Below are 13,650 nucleotides of genomic sequence, written 5' to 3'. Positions count from 1 at the left end.
GCGGTGCCAGAGCGCTAGCGGGCGGCGGCCTTGGCCAGTCCGGCAATAACGGCATCACTGGTCGAGACCGTGCCGAAGATGCCGTTCTCGATCGAGATCATGTTGATCGCCGCCTCATGCGCCCACTGCTCGCCGCTGGCGCAGCAGTCTGAAATCGTCAGGCACTGGAAATTGCGGTCGCAGGCTTCGCGCAGCGTCGTATGCACACAAACGTCCGTGGTGCAGCCGGTAAAGAGCATGTGGGTGATGCCCTGGGATCTCAAGACATGCTCGAGATCCGTATAGGTGAAGGAACTGTTGCAGGTCTTGTCGATGATGACGTCGGTGTCGGCGACATCGAGTTCCGGAAGCAACTGGAAGCCGGGGCTGGAACGCAAAAGCACCTGCGTGTTCTCAAGTCCGGAGCGCTTGCGCCGCCATTTCTCGTAAGGCGTCATGTCGGCGAGATCGGCGCGGTAGCCCTGGCGCGTGTGGATGATCAGGCAGCCGGCTTGCCGTGCGGCCGCAATCACCCGGTTGACCGCGGGCACGATCGCGGCCAGCGGCGCCGGATCGTAGCCCATCGAGGCGAAGTAACCGTTGGCCGAGCAGAAGTCGATCTGCAGATCGATCACCATCAGCGCCGTCTGCGCCGGAACCAGCTTTCCATCATAAGGAAAATCAAACGGTTGTGCCTCGATCATTGTGTTCTCCCTCTCTCAGGCCCGATTCATAGGAGCAAAAATCGATTGGGAATAGCGATTTTTTATGCTTGATATTGTGCAGTCTGGCTAAACGATTTCACGCCGTGAGGGGCGCGATCAGAGCGGGAGGGCTCACGTGAAGGCGTTGCATTTCCTGCCCTATATCCGGGCGTTCGAGGCGGTCGCGCGCATCGGTTCCGTGCGCCAGGCGGCGGATGAGCTCGGCTTGAGTCCCGGCGCCGTGTCGCTGCAGCTGCGCCGGCTCTCGGAGACGACCGGCCTGACGCTGCTTGAAAAATCCGGCCGCAACATCAAGCTCACGGCCGCCGGCCGCGAGTTCGCGCAGACGGTTTCCCACGCGATCGGCAACCTTGCCGCCGCCGTGGAGGACGGCACCGACCGACGGCTCGAAAGCCACCAGCGCAAGCTGACAGTCGGCCTGCCCCCGGCGCTCGCGATTGCCTGGATGGCCGGCCTCCTCGTACAGTTCGCGGGTGCGCGCGGCGTCACCGATCTTTCGATGCGCAATTGCATCCGCGCCAGCGACGTCGTCTGGGACGATGTCGATCTCGCCGTCGTCTACGACAATCCGCCCTTCGACGGCCTGTGGTGGCAGCCAGTCAGCGACGTGAAGCTCAGGACGGTCTGCTCGCCGCTCCTCTTCCCCCGGCTTGAAGGCCCGCTGCGCGAGCGGAAGCTGCGCGACGTCACGCTGCTGCATGAGGATGACGGCCGGGAATGGACGCGCTGGTCGGCCGCATCGCGCATTTCGCTCGAAGGCAGCCGGAGCGTGCGGGTGCAATCGGTCGCGATCGCCGTCGCCTCGGCGCTACAGGGCCAGGGCATCGCGCTCGTCTCAGACGTGCTGACACGCTCCTATCTCTACGAAGGACGCCTGATCCAGCCCTTCCCGACGGCGATACCGGCCTCGGCCGGCTACTATCTGCTCTGCCCGACGGAAAAGGCGGAGGAGCCGCTGATCCAGGCCTTCGCCAACCAGATCGCCGCGCACCTGCGTGGCGAGCGGTCCGGCGACAAGCAGGCTCAGTAGCGACCCTTGAGCAGCGCCTTCAGCCGCTCGGCGTCCGCCTCGCTGACATCAGCCGGTGCCATCACCTGCATCCACGCGTCGATATAGTGCTCCGGCGCATAGACATGGCCGTAGCCGATCGGCGAGGTCGTCGCGAGCGCCATGTCGGCAAGCAACTGAAACATGGTGACGACGGGGAACCATCTGAGCGCAGGAGAGACGTCGGCACCGCGCGGCGCCTTCATCCAGTCGGGCTCGCGGTAGAAGGAGTATGGATCGAAGAAGGTGATCGGATCACTGGCATATTGCAGATAGACGATGCGGACATTGCCCCAGGTCGCGCCCGGGATGTTCAGCGCATTCTCCTGATTGGTGAAACGGATCACCGAGCCGTCGCGATAAAGCGGCCGCCATTCCGGCGAGCCCGGATTGCGGTTTCGGGTGATCTGCAGCCAGGTCTTGGTCGGGAACGGCGAGCCGACCCAGAGCGCGCCCTGGAACGGATCGCTGATGATATCGAAGGGATCGACCGAGCCTTGCGAGTTCATCGAGCCGAGGCTGAGGCCATAGAGATAGAGCTTCGGCCTTCTGTCCTTCGGCAACGTCGTCCAGTAGCCATAGACCGCATCGAAGAGCGCATCGGCAGTCTCCGCGCCATATTCCGGCTCGACCAGCAGCGACAGCCAGCTCGTGAGATAGGAATACTGCACCGCGACGCTGGCGACATCGCCCTTCAGCAGATATTCGAGCGAATCGAGGCCCGGCGGGTCGATCCAGCCGGTGCCGGTCGGCACCACGATCAGAAGGTTCGATCGCTCGAAACCACCGACGCGCTTCAATTCCTCCAGCGCGAGCTTCGCCCGCTCCTTGGCGGTCTCGGCCGAGTTGAGACCGGCGTAGACGCGCAATGGCTCTTGTGCCTCTCCGCCGAAGAAGCCGCCGATGTCCTTCGCCGTCGGACCGGAAGCGATGAACTGGCGGCCCTGGCGGCCGAGTTCGTCCCACGTCATCAGCGACGCGCTGCTGCCGGTCTTCAACGGATCGGTCGGCGGCGCGACATCCGGATCGATCAGCGCGTCCAACCGCTGGAACGAGCTGTCGGCCGCATGCAGCGCGAAGCGGAAGATGACGCCGTCAACGGCGGACCAGAACAGCGCGACGGCGGCAACGACGGCTGCGACCTTTGCCAGCGGCCGGGTCAACACATGCTCGAAGCGGCGGGTCAGAAACCGGAAGGTCAAGCGGAACAGGCGCGCGATGAGCACGATGGCGACAAACACGAGTGCCGCGATCAGCCCGAGCTTGAACGGCTCAGCACTTTCGACCGGGTCGAGCCCCATGATCTGCCGCACCGTGTTCTGCCAGTAGGCGGTGCGCCAGAGGAAGGCGAGCGCAACCGCGGTGCAGCCGAGCGCCGCTAGCACCTTCACCGTAAGGCCTGTGCGGCCGCGGATCTCCGGCAGGTCGAGCAAGGACCACAGCCAGCGCAACAGTACGCCGATCGCATAGCCGGCGGAAAGCGACAGGCCCGAAATCACCGCCTGCACCACATAGGGCCGCGGGATGAGGCTCGGCGTCAGCGACATGGCAAAGAAGAAGACGCCGACGATGAGCCCCGTGGTCGAGAACGATGCCAGCAGCGTCGAGAGAAAACGCGGCATCGGCAACCTCGACAGCGGCGTCTGTTGAAGATGGTCCATGGCGTCGGGTCCCCACTGATGCTGGCACGGTCACCGGAACGACTGCGGGCTGTTCCGGCGCCGGCAATGTCGCTTCCCCGGCGTGTCCAGTCAATCGCCACAACCGCAAGACACCCTGACGCGAACCGGCCGACGGGCACTTCGGCCCCTAAACCCGGGTGACCTCGACCGGCGTCTTCATGATGATTTCACGGTGCGGGAACGGGATCGAAATGCCCGCCGCCTTGAACGCATCCCAGAGCGCCATCAGCACCTGGCCGCGGATGTTGGTGAGCCCGTTACTCGGATCGGAGATCCAGAACCTCAGCTTGAAATCGAGCGACGAGGCGCCGAAACCCGTCATCCAGCACACCGGCTGCGCGTAGCTGCTCGCCACCCGCGGCAGCGATGCGGCAGTCTCGATGGCGATGCGCGCCACCTCGTGCGGGTCGCTGTCATAGGAGGTACCGAAATCGACCTCGATGCGGACGAAGTCGCTGGAGAACGACCAGTTCACCACCTGCTGCGAGATGAAATCCTCGTTTGGAATGAGGTATTCCTTGCCGTCCCGGGTGATGACGGAGACGAAGCGGGAGCGCAGGTCGCGCACGGACCCGAAGGTATCGCCGAGCGTGATCGTGTCGCCCGGCTTGATGGATTTGTCGAGCAGGATGATGATACCGGAGATGAAGTTGGAAACCACCTTCTGCAGACCGAAACCGATGCCGACACCGACCGCCCCGGAAAAAACCGTCAGCGCCGTCAGGTCGATGCCGGTGGCCGATAGCGCGATTGCGCCGGCAAAGCCAATCAGCGCAATCTTGACCAGCTTGCTGATCAGAACCTTGAAGGAGGGGGTCAGGTCCGCTGACCGCTGGATCCAGTGCGACGAGACATTGCCGATCAAAACGGCAAGCCAGATCAGCGCGGCGGAGAGCACGATGGCTTTCAGGACGAGCAGCAGCGACAGGCGAACCGCACCGAGATTGATGGCAACGCCATCAAGTGTCGTCAGGATCACCCGGTCGAGCCCGACCGCATAGAGCGCAAAATAGATCCAGCCGACGACGGCGGTGACGCGCGCCAGCATCTGGTTGCGGATGATGCGTGTGAGCACCGAGATGACGAACCACGCCGCCGTCAGCGTCAGCGCGGTCGCCACCAACCAGCGATAGGACGGCCAGCCAAAGCGCAGGATCATGCCGTCGGCAATCCAGAGCCAGACGATCAGAAACAGCCACCGCAGCCGCCGCATGAAGGCGATGATGACCCGCAAAAGATCCGGATTGCCCTTGATCAGACGGGCTCGAGCCTCGACCCGCGGCTCTATTCGCTTCGCCAGTGCGCCGCAGACCAGGTAGCCGGCGACGATGACGGCGAGCTGATAATAGGTCCACTCGTTCAAAAAGACCGTCTGCAGCCAGGAAGCGGCGGCATCGAGCGCTGTTGCGAAATCCATCGTCTCTCTCCGAGAGAGCAAGGCGCCCGCCGAGCGTGTGGGACGCCCTCCTAACTCGAATCTAGGGCATCCCTGATGGTTTCAAAGCCGGATGGACGATTATCGAACCGCTTCAGAGGCTTATGGAGGGGTTGGCGCTAGACTCGCCGCTCCTTGATCGTGTTCATCACGAAACTCGTCTCGATCGAGGCGACGCATTTGAGCCTTGCGATCTTCTCCTTGATGAAACGCTCGTACTGATCGAGGCCGGCGCTCATCACCTTCAGCACGTAGTCGCGCGAGCCGGTCACCAGATGGCATTCGAGCACCTCGTCCCAGCCGCGCACCGCCTCTTCGAACATGACGATCTCGTCTTCGTGCTGGCGGCTGAGCGTGACGGTCGCAATCGCCGTCATCGTCCAGCCGTCGACTGCGGGATCGACCAAAGCCGTATAGCCGCGGATGACCCCGGTCTCCTCCAGCCGCCGTAGCCGACGCAGACAGGGCGACGCCGAGAGCCCCACCCGCTCGGCGAGCTCGTTGTTGGTCAGGCGGGCATCCGCCACCAGTTCCTTCAAAATCCTGCGATCCGTCTCGTCGGCTATTTTCTGCGCCATATCTTCTCAACTCAGCCAAATCTTTGCGCAACTCAAGGCGATCCCGCCGGAAATAGCAAGGATCGGTCCAAGCATCTGATATAATTTGCCTGTCAGTCGAGTCCGCTTCGCTTGAGGAGACAAGCCATGACCGCACCGCATCCCTCCAAAACCCACATCGGAAACCACAAGCTGCATCCTGAAACGCAGATGCTGAACTATGGCTACGATCCGGAACTGTCGGAGGGCGCGGTCAAACCTCCGGTCTTTCTGACCTCCACCTTCGTCTTCCGCTCCGCCGAAGAGGGCCGCGACTTCTTCGACTTTGTCTCCGGCCGGAAGGAACCGCCGGCGGGTGTCGGCGCCGGCCTCGTCTATTCGCGCTTCAACCACCCGAACAGCGAGATCGTCGAAGACCGTCTCGCCGTCTACGAGCGCACCGAAAGCTGCGCACTGTTCTCGTCGGGCATGTCGGCGATCGCCACGACGCTGCTCGCCTTCGTCAAGCCGGGCGACGCGGTGCTGCACAGCCAGCCGCTCTATGGCGGCACCGAGACGCTGCTTGCCCGCACCTTCCTCAATCTCGGCGTTTCCGCCGTCGGTTTTGCCGATGGCGTGAACGAGGCGGCCGTCAGCGCCGCCGCAGAAGAGGCGATGGCCAAGGGCCGGGTCTCGGTGATCCTGATCGAGACGCCGGCGAACCCGACCAATAGCCTCGTCGACGTCGCCATGATCCGCCGCGTTGCCGATGCGATCGGCAGGAAGCAGGGCCATACCCCGATCGTCGCCTGCGACAACACGCTGCTTGGGCCCGTCTTCCAGCGGCCGATCGAGCACGGCGCCGACATCTCGCTCTATTCGCTGACCAAGTATGTCGGTGGTCACTCCGACCTGATCGCCGGCGCCGCGCTCGGCTCCAAGGCGGTGATGAAGCAGGTAAAGGCGCTACGCGGTGCGATCGGCACGCAGCTCGATCCGCATTCCTGCTGGATGCTCGGCCGTTCGCTCGAAACGCTGGCGGTGCGCATGCAGAAGGCCGACGACAATGCCCGCATCGTCGCCGAATTCCTGCACGACCACCCGAAGGTCGAGCGTATCCACTACCTGCCCTTCCACGGCGAGGACACGCCGGTCGGCCGCACTTTCAAGACGCAGTGCACCGGCGCTGGCTCGACCTTCTCCTTCGATATCGCTGGCGGCCAGGAGGCGGCCTTCCGCTTCCTCAATGCGCTGCAGATCTTCAAGCTCGCCGTCAGCCTCGGCGGCACGGAATCGCTCGCCAGCCACCCGGCGGCGATGACCCATTCCGGCGTGCCGATCGAGGTGCGCCACCGCATCGGCGTGCTGGAATCGACCATCCGCCTGTCGATCGGTATCGAGCATCCCGACGACCTCGTGGCCGATCTTTCAAACGCGCTGTCGCTCGCCTGATGCAAGAGGCCGCCGGTCCAGCCGGCGGCATCCTTCGCGAGTTTGCAAGGACGCAATTCCGGACGGAAAACCGCTGCGCACTTTTCCTGGAATTCGCTCGCTTGGCTGGCGCAATTGCTTCGCACTTTTCCTGGAATTGCTCAGTGCGCCAGGATGTTGACGATATTGCCGAACGGGTCGCGCATGTAGAAACGGCGCACGCCCCAGGGCTCGTTGGTGATGTCGTAGACGATCTCGACACCGGCGGCCTTGGCTCGCTGATAGGCCCGGTCGACATCGTCCACCTCGATCGAAAGCACCGGCACCGGCGTATCGTTGCCGCCCTCGCTGGCGATGCTCACCTGTGGCATCGCGGCCTTGCCCTCGGCGGCAAAGGTCAGGATCCAGCCGTGATCCATCACCACGTCGAGTTCCAGCAGGTCGCCGTAGAAGGCGCGCGCCACTTGCGGGTCCGGGGCGTAGAGGTTTGAGACGATACGCTTGACTGTCATGGATTTCCTCCTCCGGTGAGCCGCAACGCGGCCACACCGGCGCTCAATGGTTGTTCGGCTGATAACGATACAGCCCATACTGCCCGCCAACGGCAGCCGATTGAAAGCGGAAATCGCCTCGCTTCAGAATGAAGCCGCCGCATGTTCCGATGGCGCCTTCGGGTTTGCTCCGGCAAGCGCCACCCGCACAAGCGTCGCCGCAGCCTTGCCCGCCACCTCCATGTAGTTTGGATCCCGGTGCAGCAGCACGACCGCGAAACTGCCGTCGAGCAGCAGCAGGATCTGCTTTGCCAGCACGGCCGGCTCGGCGACACCGGCTTCGGTAAAGGTCTCGGCAATCCAGGCCTCGAACTTCTTCTTGTGGGCGGCACCGATGCGGATCGCCGGATGACCGGGCATGTTGGCAAGCTCGGCGGAGGTGCGCAGGAAGCCACAGCCCTTCCATTTCGGATGGCGCGCCGCCCGCGCCAGGTTGACGAAGATCGCCTCGACCTTGTCGGCAATGTCCCCGTCGCCCGCGTCGAACCACTTGCGGAAGAGTTTCAGATTGGGCTGGTCGCGGCCTTCGAGATAGGCGGCGATCAGCTCGTCCTTGCTGTCGAAATGATAGTAGAGCGTGCGTTTGGTCACGCCCGCGGCTTCCGCCACCGCATCGACGCTGACGGCGCGGATGCCCTCGGCATAAAATAGCTTTTCCGCCGCTGCGACGATCAGCTCCCGGGTCGATTTCTCTGCTTTCGCCATCTCTCATGTATACCGACTAGTGAATATACATGGCATCTTCCCTCACCTAGCCTCTCCCCGTCAACACCTGCCGGAGAGCAACCATGTCGAACACCGTGCTGATGCAGATTTCCGAGGGCATCGCCCTCCTCACTCTCAACCGCCCAGAGAAACTCAACGCGCTGAACTACGAGCTGATCGACCGGCTCATGAGCCTTCTCGACCAGATCGAAGCGAACGACGGCGTCGGCGCCGTGATCATCACCGGCACCGGCGACCGCGCCTTTTCCGCCGGCGGCGATATCCATGAGTTCTCGGAAAGCGTGGCCAAGGGCGTAAACCCGGCCGTGCGCGATTTCGTCCGTCGCGGCCAGGGCCTGACGGCCCGGCTCGAAGCCTTTCCGAAGCCGGTCATCGCTGCCGTCAACGGGCTTGCCTATGGCGGCGGCTGCGAGATCACCGAAGCGGTGCATCTCGCTGTTGCCAGCGACCGGGCGCGTTTTGCCAAACCGGAAATCAAGCTCGGCATGCCGCCGACCTTCGGCGGCACCCAGCGCCTGCCGCGGCTGGCCGGCCGCAAGCGCGCGCTTGAACTGCTGCTGACAGGCGAGGATTTCTTGGCCGATCGCGCGCTGGAGTTGGGGCTCGTCAACCACGTCGTCGCTCATGAGGAACTGATGTCGGCCGCCCGTGACCTGGCAAAACGCATCATGGGCCACTCCCCGCTTGCAGTGCGCTCGATCATCACCGCCGTCACCCGCGGCCTCAACATGTCGATCGCCGAGGGGCTGCTGGTCGAAAGCGAACAGTTTGCCCAGATGGTGCCGACCGACGATCTTGCCGATGCGCTTGCCGCCTGGAAGGGACGGCGCATCCACGACGACCCACCGCGGCCTGGTCTCTTTTCGCGATACTTTTAAATTCAACCGAACGGTTGACAATTAGGTCGGCCGAGAGGATATTCAACAATATGGTTGAATATCAGAACGCACATCTCGATGCCGTGTTTCACGCGCTTTCGGACCCGACGCGGCGCGCCATGCTCCAGGACCTTTCGCAGGGCGAAAGACTGGTGGGTGAGCTTGCGGCGCCGTTCTCGATCTCGCTGGCCGCGGCATCGAAGCACATCAAGGTGCTGGAAGGAGCAGGTCTGGTGCGCCGCGAAGTGAAAGGTCGCACGCATGTGTGCCGGCTCGATGCCGCGCCGATGCATGCAGGCATGGAATGGATGCGCCACTACGAAGCCTTCTGGCGCACCCGCATCGACGCACTCGAGGCGCTGCTTCTCGCCGAAGACGCCACAATCCAAACTGATCCGGAGGAAAAGCCATGACTTCGTCTGCCACAGCCTTTGCCGGCGCCGATTACGGCCGTGTCGTCGCACCGGACGCGGTGCGCATCGAGCGCCTGCTTCCCGGCCCGATCGAGCGGGTCTGGTCCTATCTGACGGAGGAAAGCAAGCGCCGGCTCTGGATGGCGTCCGGAACGATCGGATCGAAGGAAGGGGCCGAGGTCGAGCACGTCTTCCGCCATTCGGAACTGACGACGGAGGACGATCGGCCACCGCAGAAATACGCCGAGCACGCCGGCGAGGTGCGCAATTACGGCCACGTGCTCGCCTGGGAGCCGCCACGACTACTGGCCTATACCTGGAACGAAGAGACCGGCACCCCGTCGGAGGTCCGCTTCGAGCTCAGCCCCCGCGGCGACAAGGTGCTGCTCGTCGTCACCCATAAGCGCATCGCCGACCGCGCGGTCATGACCAGCTTCTCTGCCGGCTGGCACGTACACCTCGACATATTGCGTTCTCTGCTCGAAGGCGAAAAGCCGGCAGCCTTCTGGAGCAAGTTTGCCGACCTTGAAGCGCAATACGACGCGCGTATTCCGAAGCCCTGACGGCGGGATGTGCTTGAAGGTCAAGGCGCGTGCAGGCGCCGGCAAGGATCGACTTGCCGGCGCTTTTCGTCAGGCGCGGGCGAAACCGAGAACGAAAAACGCCAGCGCGCCGATCGAGGCCCATGTGCGCACGTGGTTCCACCAGACCCAATCAGTCAGATAGCGCTCACGCCAGAGATCGGTCGCCGCCTGACCGGGGGCTGCCGCGGCGAGCGCGTCATTCATCGGCACGTTGAAGACAATGGTCACCAGCAGCACGCCAACGACATAGGCAATGCCACCGGCGGCAAGCCACCACCTGCCCTCGCCCCCCGAGATGAAGGCGACGACGACGAGCGCAAGGGCGAGCAGCGCCGTGCCCATGAAGGCGCTGAGGAAGATCGGGTTCTGGATCACGACATTGATGGCGTTCATCGCGGCGATCCCCTGCTCCGGCGGCAGCCGCGACAGGGCCTGCATGATGCAAACCGAGAAGATGAAGAACAGCCCGGCCATCAGGCCGGAACCGATCGCGGCGGCAAACGCCAGAGCGGGGATCAACGGGATCATGCGGCAAGACTCCAAACACCAGTTGCTGCGGTTTCCCGGGCGTAATCGGCAAATTCGCGCGGACGCCGCCCAAGCACGCGCTCGACATCGGACGTCATGCTGGAATTGCGTCCGTCGAGCACCGAGGTGAAGAGATAGCGGATGAGTTCGACATAGTCATCCGGCACGCCGTCCGCCTTGAGATGCGCTGCGAAGTCGGAAACCGGAATGGCCTGATAAGAGATCCGACGGTTGGCGGCCGCGGCGATCTCGGCGACGGCCTGGGCAAAGGTCATCAGGCGCGGGCCGGTCAAGGCATAGACCTTGCCGATATGCGCATCGTCCAGAAGGGCCTCAACCGCCACGTCGGCAATGTCGTCGCAACTGACGAAGGGCTCGGTGACCTCGTCCACCGGCAGGAAGACCGAACCACTCACCACGCTGTCAGCCAGGAAGCCTTCGTCGAAGTTCTCGAAGAACCAGCTGCCCCGGATGACCGTCCAGTCGGCGCCGGAGGCCTGCAGCGCACGCTCGGAGGCTTCCGCCTCGTCCTCGCCGCGGCCCGACAGGAGCACCAACCGTTTGATGCCGGTGCGAACGGCAAGGCTCGAGAACTTGGCGATGACGTCGACGGCGCCCGGCACCGCCAGATCGGGCTGGTAGCAGACATAGATGCGATCGACATTTTCAAGGGCGGGCGTCCAGGTCGCCTCATCCGTCCAATCGAAGGAAGGCGACGCCGAACGGGCGCCGATGCGGACCGCTACGCCCCGCTCCCGAAGGCGATCGGCCACCCGCCGCCCCGTCTTGCCGGTACCGCCCAAAACCAGTGTGACTTTCTGAGACATCGCTTCCTCCTGAGGTTCCACCAACAAACATGAGCATCTCTCACATTTGCAAATGTGATAAATCCTCGTATTTTAGGAGTCAAGTCAAAATGTGAGCATTACTCATGATTCCAGATGCAAGTCCCGCCACGCTTCCCGCCGACGACGAGCCTGCGCTGCGCCGGACGCCGAGCCAGAAGCGCAGCCGCGAGCGCGTCGAGCAGATCCTTGCCTGCGCGACGGCGCTCATCCAGGAGAAGGGCAGCGACGCCATGCGCATGAGCGAAGTCGCTGAAAAGGCGGGGATCTCGATCGGCTCGCTTTATCAGTACTTCCCCGACAAGGCGGCAATCGTGCGCACGCTGGCCGAGCGCTACAATGCGGTCTGCAACGAGTGCATCGCGGCCGAACTGGCAAAGGTCACGTCGATAGCCGAACTGCGCGACGCCTTCTCGCTGCTGTTCGACATCTACTACGACATGTTCCTCGCCGAGCCGGTCATGCGCGACATCTGGTCGGCGATGCAGGCCGACAAGGCACTGCGCGAGATCGATCTTGCGCAAAGCCGCGCCGGCGGAAAGCTGCTTGCCGATGTCTGGGCCTGCCTTGTGCCGGAGACGCCGCGCGAAGAGATCGACAGCGCCGCCTTCCTGATCATGCATCTCGGCGACTGCACCATGCGACTTGCAGTCTCGGTCGACCGGGCCGAGGGTGACCAGATCGTCGAAGCCTACAAACGCATGACCATCAAGGATTTTGTCGCGGATGGACCGCGCGGCGGCGCGCACTCAATTGACAACTCCATGACACAATCCTAATCATCTGGGATCGATTGGTTCCCGGGACGCGAACGTGTTTCGGGAGTAAACGGGAATGTGACGGATGGACCCAAGCTGGGCATTCAAATCACGGCCGACCCCGCGACTGTAGAGCGACGTCGATCCACCGTTCCGGAGCGATCCGGAAGAAGCCACTGGCAAGACCGCGAGAGGGCGGCCGAGCTGGGAAGGCGAGGCAGATCGAGGGCATCGAGCCCAACGCCGTGAGCCAGGAAACCTGCCACTCGATACGGGCATAGGGCCCAACCGGGAATTTCCCGATGCCATCACGGAGGTTGTCATGGCTACGTCTACCATTTCGAGCACCCCGCTCTCCCTCAGCGATCGTCTGACCGCTGGCGTCATCGCGCTCTTCATCGGCGCATTCCTCGTCTTTGGCGCCGGCCTTGCCAACTCGGCAGTGCTGCACGACACGGCGCACGACACTCGCCACTCCTACGGCTTCCCCTGCCACTGACCGATGCGCCGGAACGTGAACAACGTTCCGCATCGAACAATCTGCGGACCTGAACGCATCCGGCCTGAGCCGGATGGAGGCCTGCGTGCATCCCGGTTTTTCCGGCGCGCGAAGGCCATCCGCAGCATTGGGAAAATGGGAAGGCTCAAGGACCACGCCACAGGGCGTGGCTTTTGTCGTTATCGAGGGATTTCAAGATGATTGTCAGAACGCTTCTGGCCGCGATCGTGGCTGGATTGATTGCCGGTGTCTTCATGACCGGCGCCCAGGAACTGCGCGTCACACCGCTGATCCTGCATGCAGAAGAATTCGAAGGCGAGGCACCGGCCGCCACCGAACAGCCCGCCGCCCAGCCGGGTGCGGCACAGCCGGCCGCAGAAAACCACGACCAGCATTCGTCGCTCAAAGCCGTGTCGCCGTTCGGCGCTTTCCTCGACGCTTTGTCGCCGATCACCCCGGCCTATGCCCATGAGGGCGAGCATGAGGAAGGCGGCATCATGTTCGGCATGAGCCGCTTCTCCGGCACGCTGATGGCGAACCTCGTCACAGGTTCCGGCTTCGGCCTGCTGCTCGCCGGCGTCAGCCTGGTGATCGGCTACCCGATCACGCTCAGGAACGGCGCGCTGTGGGGCGCCTGCGGCTGGCTTGCCGTGCACATGCTGCCGGCGATCGGTCTGCCGCCGGAACTGCCGGGCTTTCCGGCAGCCGAACTCGGCGACCGCCAGACCTGGTGGCTGGTGACCGTGGCGCTCTCCGCCGTCGGCCTCTATCTCGTCGTCCTGCGCGAGGAGATCGTCTCCAAGGTCGCAGGCCTGGTGGCGATCGCAGCACCCCATGTCTACGGCGCGCCGCAGCCGCTCGATATCACCAGTAACGTTCCGGCCGTGCTCGGCGCCGAGTTTGCGGTTGCCGCACTCGCCACCACGCTTGCCTTCTGGATCGTGCTCGGCGTCGTCTCCGGCTTCATCAACGAGCGCTTCGTCAAGGCACAGTGATCACTGATCACAGATCGTCAGCAAAGCGACGGCGGGG

Annotated in this window: 16 protein-coding genes and 1 riboswitch; of the genes, 8 read left to right on the top strand and 8 right to left on the bottom strand. The window is 63.4% G+C overall.

Going from position 1 to position 13,650, the window contains the following annotated elements; translation table 11 throughout:
• Window positions 1-14: 14 nt before the first annotated feature.
• Window positions 15-683, bottom strand: coding sequence for a cysteine hydrolase family protein (locus ASD01_RS00210; RefSeq protein WP_034792059.1), 669 nt, complete (start codon window positions 681-683; stop codon window positions 15-17).
• Between the two features lie 136 nt (window positions 684-819).
• Between ASD01_RS00210 and ASD01_RS00205 the strand changes: the two genes are divergently transcribed.
• A complete protein-coding gene (locus ASD01_RS00205; protein WP_034792055.1) occupies window positions 820-1,734 on the top strand; it encodes a LysR substrate-binding domain-containing protein in 915 nt (304 codons plus the stop codon).
• Here the strand turns inward: ASD01_RS00205 and ASD01_RS00200 are convergent.
• The 3 genes from ASD01_RS00200 to ASD01_RS00190 all read right to left on the bottom strand — a co-directional run bounded on the left by ASD01_RS00200 (window position 1,728) and on the right by ASD01_RS00190 (window position 5,447).
• The gene (locus tag ASD01_RS00200; protein ID WP_034792053.1) at window positions 1,728-3,413 is read right to left on the bottom strand and encodes an alpha/beta hydrolase; all 1,686 of its coding nucleotides are present in this window, start codon (window positions 3,411-3,413) and stop codon (window positions 1,728-1,730) included. The two genes, ASD01_RS00205 and ASD01_RS00200, sit on opposite strands and share 7 nt — an antisense overlap.
• A 148-nt stretch (window positions 3,414-3,561) precedes the next feature.
• Window positions 3,562-4,851, bottom strand: coding sequence for a mechanosensitive ion channel family protein (locus tag ASD01_RS00195; RefSeq protein ID WP_034792051.1), 1,290 nt, complete (start codon window positions 4,849-4,851; stop codon window positions 3,562-3,564).
• Window positions 4,852-4,988: 137 nt separating this feature from the next.
• Window positions 4,989-5,447 (bottom strand): Lrp/AsnC family transcriptional regulator, encoded by a 459-nt coding sequence (locus ASD01_RS00190; RefSeq protein WP_034792047.1) that lies wholly within the window; start codon window positions 5,445-5,447, stop codon window positions 4,989-4,991.
• Between the two features lie 126 nt (window positions 5,448-5,573).
• Here ASD01_RS00190 and ASD01_RS00185 point away from each other — a divergent pair, with 126 nt between their 5' ends.
• Window positions 5,574-6,857 carry a cystathionine gamma-synthase family protein gene (locus ASD01_RS00185; protein ID WP_034792023.1) on the top strand — a complete coding sequence of 428 codons (1,284 nt, stop codon included), beginning with the start codon at window positions 5,574-5,576 and terminating at the stop codon, window positions 6,855-6,857.
• Between the two features lie 140 nt (window positions 6,858-6,997).
• Here the strand turns inward: ASD01_RS00185 and ASD01_RS00180 are convergent, their stop codons facing one another.
• Complete coding sequence (locus ASD01_RS00180; RefSeq protein WP_034792008.1) at window positions 6,998-7,348, bottom strand: VOC family protein; 351 nt, start codon at window positions 7,346-7,348, stop codon at window positions 6,998-7,000.
• A 123-nt stretch (window positions 7,349-7,471) separates the two neighbouring features.
• Window positions 7,472-8,092, bottom strand: a complete 621-nt coding sequence (locus tag ASD01_RS00175) for a TetR/AcrR family transcriptional regulator (RefSeq protein ID WP_034792004.1) — start codon at window positions 8,090-8,092, stop codon at window positions 7,472-7,474.
• Between the two features lie 83 nt (window positions 8,093-8,175).
• On the opposite strand from ASD01_RS00175, the gene ASD01_RS00170 reads away from it, so the two are divergent.
• Genes ASD01_RS00170 through ASD01_RS00160 form a run of 3 tightly spaced genes read left to right on the top strand, consistent with a single transcriptional unit; the run spans window position 8,176 to window position 9,967 of the window.
• On the top strand, window positions 8,176-8,991 hold the full coding sequence (locus ASD01_RS00170; protein WP_034791976.1) for a crotonase/enoyl-CoA hydratase family protein: 816 nt from the start codon (window positions 8,176-8,178) through the stop codon (window positions 8,989-8,991).
• 50 nt (window positions 8,992-9,041) lie between these two features.
• Window positions 9,042-9,404: an ArsR/SmtB family transcription factor gene (locus ASD01_RS00165; RefSeq protein WP_034791974.1), complete on the top strand. Its 363-nt coding sequence runs from the start codon at window positions 9,042-9,044 to the stop codon at window positions 9,402-9,404.
• Window positions 9,401-9,967 (top strand): SRPBCC family protein, encoded by a 567-nt coding sequence (locus tag ASD01_RS00160; protein WP_034791972.1) that lies wholly within the window; start codon window positions 9,401-9,403, stop codon window positions 9,965-9,967. Before ASD01_RS00165 ends, ASD01_RS00160 begins: the two co-directional genes overlap by 4 nt.
• A gap of 69 nt (window positions 9,968-10,036) precedes the next feature.
• Here the strand turns inward: ASD01_RS00160 and ASD01_RS00155 are convergent, their stop codons facing one another.
• Both ASD01_RS00155 and ASD01_RS00150 read right to left on the bottom strand, forming a co-directional pair.
• Window positions 10,037-10,516, bottom strand: a complete 480-nt coding sequence (locus ASD01_RS00155) for an anthrone oxygenase family protein (protein WP_034791970.1) — start codon at window positions 10,514-10,516, stop codon at window positions 10,037-10,039.
• Entirely contained in the window at window positions 10,513-11,343 is an 831-nt protein-coding gene (locus ASD01_RS00150) for an NAD(P)H-binding protein (RefSeq protein ID WP_034791968.1), read from the bottom strand. The genes ASD01_RS00155 and ASD01_RS00150 overlap by 4 nt, the downstream gene beginning before the upstream one ends.
• A 104-nt stretch (window positions 11,344-11,447) precedes the next feature.
• Between ASD01_RS00150 and ASD01_RS00145 the strand changes: the two genes are divergently transcribed.
• The 3 genes from ASD01_RS00145 (at window position 11,448) to ASD01_RS00135 (ending at window position 13,613) form a co-directional block, all read left to right on the top strand.
• Window positions 11,448-12,140 (top strand): TetR/AcrR family transcriptional regulator, encoded by a 693-nt coding sequence (locus tag ASD01_RS00145; protein ID WP_051659240.1) that lies wholly within the window; start codon window positions 11,448-11,450, stop codon window positions 12,138-12,140.
• Window positions 12,139-12,400, top strand: a riboswitch (cobalamin riboswitch). Its footprint overlaps the gene before it by 2 nt.
• Window positions 12,401-12,441: 41 nt before the next feature.
• Window positions 12,442-12,618, top strand: a complete 177-nt coding sequence (locus ASD01_RS00140; protein ID WP_034791966.1) for a CbtB domain-containing protein — start codon at window positions 12,442-12,444, stop codon at window positions 12,616-12,618.
• 197 nt (window positions 12,619-12,815) lie between these two features.
• A complete protein-coding gene (locus tag ASD01_RS00135) occupies window positions 12,816-13,613 on the top strand; it encodes a CbtA family protein (protein ID WP_034791964.1) in 798 nt (265 codons plus the stop codon).
• Window positions 13,614-13,650: the final 37 nt, after the last annotated feature.

The organism is Ensifer sp. Root423, assembly GCF_001426275.1.
GTDB classification, from domain to species: Bacteria; Pseudomonadota; Alphaproteobacteria; order Rhizobiales; family Rhizobiaceae; genus Ensifer; species Ensifer adhaerens.
Note: the sequence above shows the minus strand (reverse complement) of the source record. Positions and strands in the feature narration are given on the sequence as shown.

Coding starts and splice junctions, on each gene's coding strand:
- ASD01_RS00210 (WP_034792059.1), bottom strand. CDS start 683: ATGATCGAGGCACAACCGTTTGATTTTCCTTATGATGGAAAGCTGGTT.
- ASD01_RS00200 (WP_034792053.1), bottom strand. CDS start 3,413: ATGGACCATCTTCAACAGACGCCGCTGTCGAGGTTGCCGATGCCGCGT.
- ASD01_RS00195 (WP_034792051.1), bottom strand. CDS start 4,851: ATGGATTTCGCAACAGCGCTCGATGCCGCCGCTTCCTGGCTGCAGACG.
- ASD01_RS00190 (WP_034792047.1), bottom strand. CDS start 5,447: ATGGCGCAGAAAATAGCCGACGAGACGGATCGCAGGATTTTGAAGGAA.
- ASD01_RS00185 (WP_034792023.1), top strand. CDS start 5,574: ATGACCGCACCGCATCCCTCCAAAACCCACATCGGAAACCACAAGCTG.
- ASD01_RS00180 (WP_034792008.1), bottom strand. CDS start 7,348: ATGACAGTCAAGCGTATCGTCTCAAACCTCTACGCCCCGGACCCGCAA.
- ASD01_RS00175 (WP_034792004.1), bottom strand. CDS start 8,092: ATGGCGAAAGCAGAGAAATCGACCCGGGAGCTGATCGTCGCAGCGGCG.
- ASD01_RS00170 (WP_034791976.1), top strand. CDS start 8,176: ATGTCGAACACCGTGCTGATGCAGATTTCCGAGGGCATCGCCCTCCTC.
- ASD01_RS00165 (WP_034791974.1), top strand. CDS start 9,042: ATGGTTGAATATCAGAACGCACATCTCGATGCCGTGTTTCACGCGCTT.
- ASD01_RS00160 (WP_034791972.1), top strand. CDS start 9,401: ATGACTTCGTCTGCCACAGCCTTTGCCGGCGCCGATTACGGCCGTGTC.
- ASD01_RS00155 (WP_034791970.1), bottom strand. CDS start 10,516: ATGATCCCGTTGATCCCCGCTCTGGCGTTTGCCGCCGCGATCGGTTCC.
- ASD01_RS00150 (WP_034791968.1), bottom strand. CDS start 11,343: ATGTCTCAGAAAGTCACACTGGTTTTGGGCGGTACCGGCAAGACGGGG.
- ASD01_RS00145 (WP_051659240.1), top strand. CDS start 11,448: ATGATTCCAGATGCAAGTCCCGCCACGCTTCCCGCCGACGACGAGCCT.
- ASD01_RS00140 (WP_034791966.1), top strand. CDS start 12,442: ATGGCTACGTCTACCATTTCGAGCACCCCGCTCTCCCTCAGCGATCGT.
- ASD01_RS00135 (WP_034791964.1), top strand. CDS start 12,816: ATGATTGTCAGAACGCTTCTGGCCGCGATCGTGGCTGGATTGATTGCC.